Here is a 12,089-nt window from a genome sequence, read left to right as displayed (position 1 = left end):
CCCCCTCCCCCGCTGGGGGAGGGGAGGTGAGAGCCACAAAGAGACACAAAAACGTTTTGTGCCTTTTGTGTCTTTTTGTGGCTCTTCCCTCCTCCCGACCTCTGCAGTAACATATTCTTGCAATTGCTGTGCAATACCTGTTCGTAGTATACTACTCATGATGAATACTGCACCAATCTTGATCGTTGGCGGATTCGCCAGCGATCCCCAACTCTACAAACCACTGCGCGCCCATCTTGCCGAGGTGAGCGGACGGCCCGTCTTTATTGCGCCCATCAACCGGCTCGACTGGGCATGGGTGGCGCTCGCCGACAGCTACGCCGAGCTGCTGCGCAAGCTCGATCGCGCGGTCAACGATCTCATCGCCCAAACCGGCAGCTCGCGCGTCACGCTGGTTGCCCATAGCGCCGGCGGCGTGCTCGCCCGCATCTTCCTCGGCGACCAGCCCTATCGCGGGCGCGCTTACCACGGCCATCACCGTGTCGATATGCTGATCACATTGGGCACGCCGCAGCGCACCGAACGCGAAGGCCGCATCGGCGGCCTCAACCAGACTCGCTGGGCCGACGAGCATTATCCGGGGGCGTATTGGCCAGATGTGCAATACGTGAGTGTGATCGGGCGCAGCATCTTCGGCGATCCCAACGGCCTGCCACCCGAACGCGGCGCCTACCAGAGCTATCGTCTCATCAGCGGCGAAGGCGCGCAATGGGGCGATGGCGTGACGCCGCTTCACCACGGTCTTCTGCCCGGCTCATTACAAATCATCATCCCCGGCCTGCGCCACGACCCGCGTCCCGACCGGCTCTGGTACGGCTCTAGCCCAGCCACCGTCGCAGTCTGGTGGCAGGCCGCCGTTGCCTATGCTGCGACACCAGCCGGCGCGATCGGCTATAATCAATCTAGTGACGTTGCAGCGCAGCGTCTCGCCGCCAAATCACGAGCATAGCACCATGACCTTGCTCATCCCCTCTTTTTGGAGCAGGGTTGGGGTGAAGGGAATACAGCGAGGAACCGTATGTTTCGTCGTCTTTTTGGGCGCGCCCAAGACGCGCCGCGGAGCGAAGAAGAAGCTGTCCGCGAAGAGGAGCAGGTCGCCGCGTCGCTGGAAAAATCGCGACAGGGCATCTTTGGCCGGATTGCCAAACTGTTTGCGAACGACGATCCGATCACCGATGAACTGTGGGATGAGCTGGAAGAGGCGCTGCTCCAAGCCGATGTCGGGCTTGAGACGACCCAATATCTGGTGAACCGCACCCTCGACCGCGTCAATCGCCACGGGGTCAAGAAAGCGCGTGAAGCGCGTGATATGCTCAAGGCCGAAATGGTGCGCACCTTTGCCGAATATGCCGGCCAGAAGCGCCCTGACGCCAAGCCGTATGTGATTTTGGTGGTCGGCGTGAACGGGGCCGGCAAGACGACTCTGATCGCGAAATTGGCGCACCGCTACAAGAACCGCTTCGGCAAGAAGGTGCTGCTCGCCGCTGGCGATACCTTCCGCGCTGCAGCCACCGAGCAGCTTGAGACGTGGGCCGAGCGGGCCGGCGTGCCGTGCGTGAGTCTTGGCCAAGGCGCTGATGCGGCGGCAGTAGTGTATAAGGCAATCGATGCCGCGCTTGAGCAAAATGTCGATATCTTGATCGTTGATACCGCCGGTCGCTTGCATGCTAAGTACAACCTGATGCAAGAGCTGGAGAAGATCCGCAACATTATTGCTCGCAAACTGCCCGGCGCGCCCCACGAGACGATTCTCGTGATCGATGCGACCACCGGCCAGAACGGGGTGTTGCAGGCCAAAGCCTTTCTTAAGGCCGCCGGCGTGACCGATGTTGCGGTGACAAAGATGGATGGCACCGCCAAGGGCGGGATCGCCTTCGCCATCGCTCAAGACATCGAACGCCCGATCCGCTATATCGGCACCGGCGAGAAGCTCGACGATCTGGCGCTGTTCGACGCGCAAACCTTTGTTGATGCACTATTTGCCGAACCTAAAACGGTGAAGGGGTAACGGGAGCGGCACAATAGCGTTGTGCCCGTACTGTGAGAGAGGGCTATGTCGGTCGAAATTGTCAAATGCCCATCCTGTAAGCAAAAACTTGCCATCTTTCCCTATGTGCCCGTTGGTGGGCAGGTCGTCTGCGCCAACCGTAATTGCGGCGTCAGCATCCGGCTCGTCTCGCGTAAACCACTGCGAGTAGAACTGGTGCCCGAAGAAGAGACCTACACCGTCGATTACCGTCCGGAGTCGTATGGTTGATCGGCGGCTGATCGCCTCCCTCTGTCTAATCGCTTGTACGGTGCTGCTCGCCAGTTGTATGCTCATCAGTGGCGAGCAGACCACTGTTTCCTTACAAGGCAGTGCCGCCAATATCCTGACCACCTTCGTCAGCGCCGAGGGCAGCGACGAATACCGGGTGCCGGCGTTGCCGGCCAACACCGAAGCGCAGGCCATTGTTATGGTCGCAGTCGAATCGGGTGATGTGCAGATCGACCTCATCCAACCCGACGGTGCGGTCTCCTTCGTGCTCGCCAGCCGTCCGGGGACGCAAGTAACCCGCAGCGGCCCGATTCGCAGCGACGAGCAAGGCCAGATTCGTTACCGGATCACGGCCCGCAACGCGCGCAACGGCGAGATCCAGATCTTTGTGTTGCCGTGAGGGGTGGCGAACGGCAAGTGGTTAGGCCCGTTTTTTGTTTGCCATCCCTACGCCGCCGGTAAGTACCACTGCGATCACGAAAATGGCCCCCTTAATCACCTGCTGATGGTACGATGGCACGCCGAGCAGGTTGAGACCGTTCGCCAGCATCCCGATAATGAATGATCCGGCGATCGTTCCCGGAATGCCGCCAGCGCCGCCGGCGAGGCTGCTGCCGCCCAACACCGCCGCGGCGATGGCGTCAAGTTCAAGGCCGATGCCGGTGTTGGGTTGGGCCGACCACAGGCGCGCAGTGAGAATAATCCCGCTGAGCGCGGCGCATAACCCGCTGATCAGGTAGGCGCTGAATTTGATCCATCCAACGTTCACGCCGGCAAGCCGCGCGGTCTCTTCGCCACCTCCAATCGCGTAGAGATGCAAGCCGAGCCGGGTTTGGCGCAGAATGAGGTGCGCGATCACCGCCGTGATCAACAAGATCCAGACCGGCATCGGCGCTCCAAGCCACGACTCGCTGCCCCAAAAGGTAAACGCCTGATCAAGACCGGCAATGGGCCGGCCTTGGGTATAGACCAGCGTCAACCCGCGCGCGGTCGCCATGCTAGCCAATGTGGCCACAAACGGGGGCAGCCGGCCCCATACAATCAAAGCGCCATTGAGGGCGCCAATCGCCAACCCGGTTGCGATGCCAGCGAGCAATCCCGGATACGTGCCAAGCTGGACGGCAATCCCGGCAGCGATTGCTCCGGCCAGCGCGGCAGTTGAACCGACCGATAGATCGATCCCGCCGGTAATGATTGTGAAGGTCATGCCAATCGCTACTAGAGCCACGAGCGAGGTTTGCAGGGCGAGGGTCAATAGATTATTGACAGTAAAAAATTGGGGCGACAAGAGCGCAAACGTTACCAAGATAACCAGCAAAATCAGATACGTTCCAATCTGGTTCAGCGAAACCGTTTTGAGGTGCATCATGGCGTTTACTCTTGCCCGATGGCGGCTTGCATGATCCGATCCTGCGTCGCCTCGGCGCGGTTCAATTCCGCTGTGATCCGCCCCTCGCGCATAACCAAGATCCGGTCGCTTACAGCTAGTATTTCCGGCAATTCCGAAGAGATCATCAAAATGGCCATGCCCTGCGCGGCCAACTCGCGAATCAGGGCGTGAATATCCGCTTTAGCGCCAACATCAACGCCGCGAGTTGGCTCATCGAGGATCAAGACCTTTGGTTGCAGCGCTAACCAGCGCGCAATAATCACCTTTTGCTGATTACCCCCCGACAGATTGCGCACTTGCTGGTTGAGCGAGGGGGTACGCACCCGCAAACGCGCACTTAAGTCACTGACCTGTTGGGTGAGCGCGCGGAAATTGACGAACCCAAAGCGGGACAGCCGTTCGAGCAACCCGGCGCCGGCATTATTGCGCACGCTCTGTTTGAGAAATAGGCCTTGCGCTTTGCGATCCTCTGTCACTAACCCAATCCCTAACCGGATGGCATCGCGGGGTGAGCGGATTGATACCGGCTTGCCCTCAAACCAGATTTCCCCCTGATCGAGCCGGCCGGCGCCGAATAACACGCGGGCGACATTGGTGCGTCCGGCGCCAACCAAGCCGGCCATGCCAACGATTTCACCGCGATGGAGGGTCAGGGAAACGCCGCGCACGGCTTTGCCGGCAACGAGATTGGTAGCGCGCAAGATTGGCTCGCCGCGCGGTTCGGCCGGTTGTGGAGCCGAGGGTTGCAGTTCACGCCCAACCATCAATTGCACGACCCGCTGCGGGGTAAACTCGCGCGCCGGGCCGGCGGTGATCAGTTCGCCATCGCGCATCACCGCGATCCGGTCGGCTAGCGCAAAAATCTCTTCCATGCGGTGTGAAATGTAGATCAACGCGACCCCTTCGGCGCGCAGTTGGCGCACCAAGCGAAACAGGATCTCGGTTTCGCGATCGGTGAGCGAGCTCGTCGGTTCGTCAAGCGCAATCAGGCGCGCTCGATATGAGAGCGCGCGGGCAATTTCCACCAATTGCTGCTCGGCGATGCTTAGTTCAGCGATTTTGGCCCGCGCCGAGATCGTAATGCCGAGGCGATCAAGCACCTGTTGCGTTTGGCGGTACAGTTCATTCCAGTCGATCCATCCACCCCGGCTCGGTTCGCGGCCGAGAAACATATTTTGCCCGACGGTCAGTTCAGGGATCAGCGCTAACTCTTGGTGAATCATCGTGATCCCTAACGCTTGCGCGCGGCGCGGCGAGTCGATGCGGACTTCCGTTCCGTCGAGTATGATCGATCCACTGTCGGGTTGGACGACGCCGTTAATGATGTTCATCAAGGTGGATTTTCCGGCGCCGTTTTCACCGACTAAGGCCAAAATTTGCTGGTCGTAGGCTTCGAGACTGACGTTTTTTACCGCCTGTACGCCGGGAAATGCCTTGGAAACGTTGATCAATTTGAGCCGTGGAGTTGCGCTTGTCATAGATAGAGAACGGTCCGGAAGCAGCGAGAGCTTCCGGACCGGCTACAAGGCCTACTTCGTCACCAGATTCAACGGCACCGGGATCGAGGCGTCTACCTTATCACCCTTCAGGTACTTGACGACTGTTTCAACCGCAATCTGGCCCATCAGATCCGGTTGTTGGGCGACGGTGGCCGCCAATTTGCCCTCTTGCACCGCTTTGGTGGCATCGTCGATTGCGTCGAAACCGACAAAGACGATGCCGCTGCGGCCTGCCGCTTCCGCCGCCTGAATCGCGCCGAGTATCATCTCGTCGTTGTGGGCGAAGACGCCGTTGATTTCCGGCTGGGCCTGCAAGATGTTCTCGAAGACGCGCAGACCGCGGTCGCGGTTGAAGTCTGCCGTCTGTTGGGCGACAATCTCGACGCCTTGGCACGAGGCTGACATATACTCATTGAAGCCTTGGCCGCGATCGCGGGCCGCCGAGGTGCCGGCAATGCCCTGCAATTCCACCACTTTGCCCTTGCCGCCAATCGCGTTGCAGAGGAATTCTGCCGCCATCCGTCCGCCGGCCACGTTGTCCGACGCAATGTGGCTCACCACCGTACCGCCATTGGCGCCGCGATCAACCGTGAAGACCGGAATGCCAGCAGCGTTCGCTTTCTGAATCGCCGGCACCACCGCGTCCGAGTCGGTCGGGTTGATGATCAAGGCGTTGACTTTCTTGGTGATGAGGTCTTCGATCCCGGCGATCATTTTGGCCGAGTCATCTTGGGCATCTACAATCGTGAGTTTGACGCCGGCTGCATCGGCGGCGCGCTGCGTGCCGTCGCGCAAGGTGACGAAGAAGGGATTGTTGAGGGTAGAAATGACGATTCCAATCGTGATCTCGCCGCCGCCTTGCGCCGGCGCTGCGGTCGGTGAGGCTGCCGGGCCGGTGTTGGTACAGGCGGCGAGCGTGATGAGTGCCAGTGCGACGATCATTTGTATCAGGTGCTTCATTGCTCTCAATCCTCCTTGATGGTATCAGGACGAAAACGTTTGCGTGATGAGAAACAAGCTACCGTTACTGCGATAAGCCCTCCTTTCCGTTCAGCTATCGACTATTGCGCGAGCCAATCGCTCGATAGAGCAGCAGGGCCAGCGCAATTACCACCCCTTTCACCACCTGCTCCCATAACGATGAGACATTGAGCAGGTTGAGACCGTTGTTGAGCGTTTCAATCAAAAGCGCACCCAGCAAGGTGCCCACCAACCCGCCTTCGCCGCCGCTAAAGCTAGCCCCGCCGACCACAACCGCCGCAATCGCGTTGAGTTCGTAGCCAAGGCCGATGGTTGGTTGGGCCGAGTCAAGCCGGGCAATCAGAATTAAACCGGCTAAGGCGGCGCAGCACCCTGAGATGGTGTAGACCAGTACCGTCAGCCGGTTGACCGGTACCCCGGTCAGGCGAGCAGCCGTGGGATTGTCGCCGAGCAGATAGATTTGCATGCCGAAGCTGGTGCGGTAGAGAAAGATCCCGCCGGCCACAAAGACCAACAGCATGAGCACGATTGGCACGGGGATGCCAGCAATATCACCGATACCAAGCCAACGGAACGCTGCCGGAAAACCGGTGATGGGCTGGCCTTGGGTGTACATCAGCGTCAGGCCGCGCGCCATCGTCAGCATCCCAAGCGTGGCAATAAAGGGTGGGATGCGCGCCAACGTAATCAGTACGCCATTGATGCAGCCAAGGCCGGCGCCGGTTGCCAATGCAGCAAGCACACTCAGCTCAACCGGCCAACCCTGTTTCATCAATGCCGCGCCGATCGTTACCGATAAGGCCAGCACCGATCCCACCGAGAGATCGATCCCTCCCGTTAAGATCACCAACGTCATCCCGGCGCTGATAATGCCGTTGATGGCCGTTTGGCGCAGAATGTTCGTCAAGTTGGCCGGCGTCAAAAACCGGTCAGAGAGGAGCGCCAGCGCCAGCATCAACAAGATAAAGATCAGCGCCAGTCCAAATCGTTGGCCAAATGTGCGACGATCGAAGCGATCGCTGCTCAACGGGAATGATCGCATGCTCGGTTCCCTATCTGCTCGCTATTGTCGCTAGAACACGACCCCAGCCACCAAAATCACATTCGCATACGGCGTAAACTCTCCGGTGCGCACGACAGCGCGCGCTTGCCGGCACAGCTCTTTGAGCGAAGCATGACTCATCTCTTCCAATGGCGTTGCCGATAACATCTGCGCCAGCGCAGTACGAATATGGGGACTGTGGCGTCCGGTCTCTTCGGCGATGATCGCGCGCTCGACCTGCATTTCGCTCAACACCGTGCGTACTGTGTCGAGAAACGGGGGCATATCCCGGCAAAGGGCGAGATCGATCCGGCGCGTTTCAGGTGGGATCGGCAGGCCGGCATCGGCAATCACCACCATGTCGCCGTGACCAAGACTGGCGATCAGCTCTGAAAGGGCTGTATTGAGTAACAAGGTCTTTTTCATATCGCCTGCACCTCCAACAACCGCACCACTTCCACCCGTGACGGCAACGAAGGCTGAGCGCCGGCGCGGGTCACGGCCAGCGCACCGGCGGCATTGCCCCACCGCACGGCTTCGCGGGGAGGCTTGCCTTCGGCCAGCGCAACGCAAAACGCTGCCACAAACGCATCGCCAGCGGCTACGGTATCAACCACTGGCACCTGAAATGCCGGTAGCTGCACCGATTGATCGTCCCTCACTAGCAGCGCGCCGTGCTCTCCCAGCGTTACCACAACACTCTTCACCCCTTGCTGGCGCAGCTTCGCAATCGCTGCCGCTACATCAGTTTCACCTCCAGCCAATGTTTGCAACTCCGGCTGGTTGGGCGTAAGGTAATCGAGTTGGGCCAGCAGCTCAGCCGGCAATGGGCGGGCCGGCGCCGGATTGAGAATGACCTTCACCCCATATTTGCGCGCGAGGCGCGTCGCCGCCATCACCGCCTCCAGCGGGCATTCGAGCGGCATCAACAGCGCATCCGCGCCGGCAAAGACGGCTTCGGCGCGTTCCACATCAGCTTCGCTCACTTGCATATTGGCGCCTAGCGCCACCACAATCGTGTTTTGCCCGTGCGCGTCGAGCGTGATCAGCGCCACGCCGGTCGGGTGATCGGGATCGCGCTGGACAAAGGTTGTATCAACGCCATCGTTTTGGGCGGCGGTCAGCAACGCCTCGCCAAACGCATCCACCCCGACCCGTCCGATCATGCGCGCTCGCGCGCCGAGCCGGGCCGCTGCGACCGCTTGATTCGCCCCTTTGCCCCCCGGAAAGATCTGAAAATCGCTGCCAATCAGCGTTTCGCCGGGTTGCGGGAGGCGCGGCGCGCGCACAACCAGATCCATATTCAAGCTACCCACCACAATGATTGTTGGGGTCATCGGCATACTCCTCCTGATTGGCGTTCAACCAAGCTGGTCGCGACGAGATGCGTGCGCGCCGGTAGGCCGGGATCTGCGATCCGCTCAAGCAGAAACTGCACCGCAGTGACGGCCAATGCGGCTTTGTCTTGGCGAATCGTAGTGAGCGGCGGATTGGCGTATGAAGCGAGCTCAATGTCATCAAACCCGACCACCGCGCAATCAGCCGGCACGCGCTGGCCGGCTTCGGCCAGCGCGCGCAACGCGCCGAGCGCCATCATATCGTTACAGACAAACAGCGCCGTTGGCGGTTGGTCAAGGCGCAACAATTCGTAGGTGAGGGCGTACCCTGAATGCGGGTGAAAATCACCGCGCCGGATCAATTGTTCATCAATCTCTAGGCCCGCTTCGGCGAGCGCCTGCCGGTATCCGACCACCCGCTCGGCGCTGGGGGTGAGGTGCGATGGGCCGGTAATGCAGCCAATCCGGCGATGGCCCCAGCTTAACAGATAGCGGGTGGCTAACAATCCGCCTTGCAAATTGTCGGTCAACACCGAGTCAACCTGCAGACCGGACAGTTGCCGGTCAACCACCACCACCGGCAGTTGTAGCTGCAGCAATTCTTCGAGCGACGGGCTTTGATCGCCAGTCGCCACGAAGATCAACCCATCAACCTGCTTTTGCACAAAAACATCAACATACACTTGCTCACGGGCAAGATCGTTTTCCGTATTGCCAAGAATGACGTTATAACCGGCCCGAAAAGCGGCATCTTCAATCGCGCGCGCCACTTCGGCGAAAAACGGGTTCGCGCTATCGGGCAATATCAAGCCAAGGGTGCGCGTTTCCCCCCGCCGCAGCGAGCGCGCGAGCACATTTGGCCGGTAATTCAACTCAGCCATCGCCGCCAATACCCGCTCGCGCGTTTCCGGCGCGACAAAGCGCGTATTGTTAATGATATGCGAGACCGTTGAGGGTGAGACTCCAGCTCGTAACGCGACTTCGCGAATTGTCGTCATATTTGTTTCACAATCGTTTGCGCAATCGTTTGCGCACCAGTGTAGCCGAACATTGGGCCTGAGTCAATCACCGTTCAGGCTAAAGCTAAACTATTCCTGCGCCCACTGCGGTACAGCCATACTCCTGCCAGCCGCACCCCGCCCCCAGCGGGAAAAGGGCGGACAGAACGTATGAGCGCAGATGTAATTGATGGCGTTGCGATGCGCTGGTTCGCCCTCACCCCCAGCCCCTCTCCCACTGGCGCGGGAGAGGGGAGCAGAGCTAAGCTTTGAGGCATTGCACAGCGATCAATGGTTATACTCGACCAAATGTTCCGTCCACCCCTCCCCCAGCGGGGGAGGGGTCGGGGGTAGAGGCATTGCCAACGCAAAGCCGCAGAGGAGGCAAAGGCGCAGGGAGGTTAAACGCAAACTCTGCGTTCTCTGCGGTAAGAATCCCTTCCGCGTTCGCTACGGTACAGACATACTCCTGCCAGCCGCACCCTTCCCCCAGCGGGGGAGGGGTGGGGCCTTGCCAAAGCCGCAACGGGTGCCAAGCACGCGAAGGGGAGAGGGAAGGGGGCGAGCGTGGAGGGCTGGCGCCCCGTTTACCCCCTGCGCCCTCTGCGTTCTCTGCGGTAAAAAAACCTCCTCGCGCCCGCTGCGGTCAACTCCCGCCGCGCACTTTCAGCTCAAGCAATCGCCCGCTGCTAATCTGTTCAAGCTTGCGCGTGAGCCGGTCGCCGCCCAAGATTAACTGCGCCACTGCCTGATGCGGAATGGCAATCAGCTCAAGCGGCGTGATCGCCACCACGCTAGCGATCGGCAATGTCCCACGCAGCAGCTCCATCTCGCCAAAAAATTCCGCTGGGCCAAGCCGCGCCACCAATCGCGCCGGCCCGCTCGGCCCGCGTTCAGTCTCTTCCTGCCGCAACACAGCAACCTGACCTTGCGCAATAATGTAGAGTTTCCCGCTCGCCCGACCTTGCCGGATAATCACCTGCCGGGGGGCAACCGTGATCTGTTCGGCGTTACGGGCTAGATCGCGCAGTTGGGCGCGCGGCACATCAGCCAGCAACGGCACCCGCTCAAGCAGTCGCATGCGGTTCAGCAGTTCAGCCCCTTCCGCAGTATGCGGCGCCGCTTCGCGCAGCATCCGTTGCAATTCGCTCGCCGGCAAGTACAACAGATCACTCTCAATGCTGGCCCGATATTCGCACTCCGTCCCCCCTTGCCCTTGCAACTCGCCAAAATAGTCGCCGCGGTGCAGTTCGCGCACAGCGTCGCCATGCCGTTCCAGCACTTCACCGGCCTCAATCACCCAAATCCCGCGCGGCGGTTCGCCGGCGCGCAGCAATATCTCGCCCGCAGCCACCCGTTGCGGCACAAAGGCTGCCGCCAGCTCGTGCAACTCGTGGTCGTCGCAGGTGGCAAACAGCTCAATCCGGCGCAGCAAGCGGAGGCGCGCTTCCCGCGCGTCACCAAACGCCTGCGAGATTTCGTTGGCCCATGGCATCTGGGCAAGGCAGTGCCGGTCAAGCGCCTCGCGCTCCGGCCACGGCAAGGCGTCATACGATGCCAGCAGCGCGCGGCGAGCAAACGCCCGTCCTGCCAGTTGTTCCAGCGCCGTGATGGTGTAACGCAGAATCTCGGCATAACGCGCGGCCTGCGCATCGAGCGGCATTTCCAGTACGGTTGGGCTGATCCGCACCTGATCCCGGTCAAAGGTGATTTCCCAGTTGGCCGTCGCCGCCAGCACATCCATCCGGTTATCAAGCGCGCTGGTGCGTTGCACCCCGTAGTTTGCGCGCAACAGGCGGTACATACCGATGTACACGTGGCGGAAGGAGTCTTGCAGCCGCACCTTCTCACCCAATGCCGGTTGCAACGGCCAGCTCAACCCGCTCAGGCTGATGCTGCGCAAGGTGACGAGGTGGGTCGCCCACGCTGCTGCCCACAAGCCGGCGGCCAACACCAGCAGCGCCAGCGCCGGCGGCGTGTTTCGCCACACCGGCAATAATTCCAACAAATAGCTGCCGATTTGAATCAGAATGCCAAACCAGAGTAACAGCCAGCTCCAGAAAAGCCGCGCATCGCGCAAACTGATGAGCAACGGCAAGAGCAAGGCTTGCCCGATCACGCCGCTATAGATCGGGACAGCGGCAATTAAAGCCCACAACGGGCTATATTCGGGGTGCGCCACGCGGATGAGTTCGGCGGCGATCGCGCCAGCGGGAAAGGCAAGCGTGAGCAAGAAGGCGCTAGCGATCAATTCACCGCTGCGCTGTTGGTGTAGATCAACATCGAGCAGCGCGACAAAACCGGCCAAGAGCAGCAGTGCATAGCCGGCAATCTCCATTCCCGACCAGAGCCGTACCGCGTTAGGAGCGAGCAAATATCCCGCCTGCGCCACCATTTCGATCACGCTGATCAGCAAGAAGCTAGCCAGCGCCCGCCCGATCCACGCCCCTTCATAGTCGCGTTGCAAGTACCATTGCGCAACGACTGCCGCGACCCACAGCGTGGTCAGCACTATGCCGGTTTCCCAACTCAGCCCAAACCGCAGCGGCAAGATGCTAACCGTCACCGCCAGCGCGCCAAACGCG

The 12,089-nt window shown here is 60.4% G+C and carries 12 protein-coding genes; 4 read left to right on the top strand and 8 right to left on the bottom strand.

Translation table 11 applies throughout. From position 1 onward, the window contains the following. The first annotated feature begins 157 nt into the window (after positions 1–157). From U9R81_RS06145 to U9R81_RS06130, 4 genes are all read left to right on the top strand, one after another. A complete protein-coding gene (locus U9R81_RS06145; RefSeq protein WP_322494632.1) occupies positions 158–949 on the top strand; it encodes a lipase in 792 nt (263 codons plus the stop codon). Positions 950–1,018: 69 nt separating this feature from the next. Continuing rightward, a complete protein-coding gene (gene ftsY, locus U9R81_RS06140) occupies positions 1,019–2,008 on the top strand; it encodes a signal recognition particle-docking protein FtsY (protein WP_322494631.1) in 990 nt (329 codons plus the stop codon). Between the two features lie 45 nt (positions 2,009–2,053). Beyond that, positions 2,054–2,257, top strand: a complete 204-nt coding sequence (locus tag U9R81_RS06135) for a hypothetical protein (RefSeq protein ID WP_322494630.1) — start codon at positions 2,054–2,056, stop codon at positions 2,255–2,257. Next, positions 2,250–2,657 (top strand): hypothetical protein, encoded by a 408-nt coding sequence (locus U9R81_RS06130; protein ID WP_322494629.1) that lies wholly within the window; start codon positions 2,250–2,252, stop codon positions 2,655–2,657. The genes U9R81_RS06135 and U9R81_RS06130 overlap by 8 nt, the downstream gene beginning before the upstream one ends. A 21-nt stretch (positions 2,658–2,678) precedes the next feature. On the opposite strand, the gene U9R81_RS06125 is transcribed toward U9R81_RS06130, so the two are convergent. The 8 genes from U9R81_RS06125 to U9R81_RS06090 all read right to left on the bottom strand — a co-directional run. Next, complete coding sequence (locus U9R81_RS06125) at positions 2,679–3,626, bottom strand: ABC transporter permease (protein WP_322494628.1); 948 nt, start codon at positions 3,624–3,626, stop codon at positions 2,679–2,681. A gap of 5 nt (positions 3,627–3,631) precedes the next feature. Next, complete coding sequence (locus U9R81_RS06120; RefSeq protein ID WP_322494627.1) at positions 3,632–5,125, bottom strand: sugar ABC transporter ATP-binding protein; 1,494 nt, start codon at positions 5,123–5,125, stop codon at positions 3,632–3,634. Positions 5,126–5,176: 51 nt separating this feature from the next. Next, positions 5,177–6,106, bottom strand: a complete 930-nt coding sequence (rbsB, locus tag U9R81_RS06115; protein WP_322494626.1) for a ribose ABC transporter substrate-binding protein RbsB — start codon at positions 6,104–6,106, stop codon at positions 5,177–5,179. A 94-nt stretch (positions 6,107–6,200) separates the two neighbouring features. Beyond that, positions 6,201–7,169, bottom strand: a complete 969-nt coding sequence (locus U9R81_RS06110; RefSeq protein ID WP_322494625.1) for an ABC transporter permease — start codon at positions 7,167–7,169, stop codon at positions 6,201–6,203. Positions 7,170–7,199: 30 nt separating this feature from the next. Next, positions 7,200–7,595: a D-ribose pyranase gene (rbsD, locus tag U9R81_RS06105; protein WP_322494624.1), complete on the bottom strand. Its 396-nt coding sequence runs from the start codon at positions 7,593–7,595 to the stop codon at positions 7,200–7,202. Then, on the bottom strand, positions 7,592–8,506 hold the full coding sequence (gene rbsK / locus U9R81_RS06100; RefSeq protein WP_322494623.1) for a ribokinase: 915 nt from the start codon (positions 8,504–8,506) through the stop codon (positions 7,592–7,594). Before rbsK ends, rbsD begins: the two co-directional genes overlap by 4 nt. Beyond that, positions 8,503–9,504 (bottom strand): LacI family DNA-binding transcriptional regulator, encoded by a 1,002-nt coding sequence (locus U9R81_RS06095; RefSeq protein ID WP_322494622.1) that lies wholly within the window; start codon positions 9,502–9,504, stop codon positions 8,503–8,505. Before U9R81_RS06095 ends, rbsK begins: the two co-directional genes overlap by 4 nt. Positions 9,505–10,150: 646 nt before the next feature. After that, on the bottom strand, positions 10,151–12,089 hold a 1,939-nt coding region (locus tag U9R81_RS06090; RefSeq protein WP_322494621.1), incomplete at its 5' end, for a cyclic nucleotide-binding domain-containing protein.

Source organism: Chloroflexus sp., assembly GCF_034435895.1.
Taxonomy (GTDB): Bacteria; Chloroflexota; Chloroflexia; order Chloroflexales; family Chloroflexaceae; genus Chloroflexus.
Note: the sequence above shows the minus strand (reverse complement) of the source record. Positions and strands in the feature narration are given on the sequence as shown.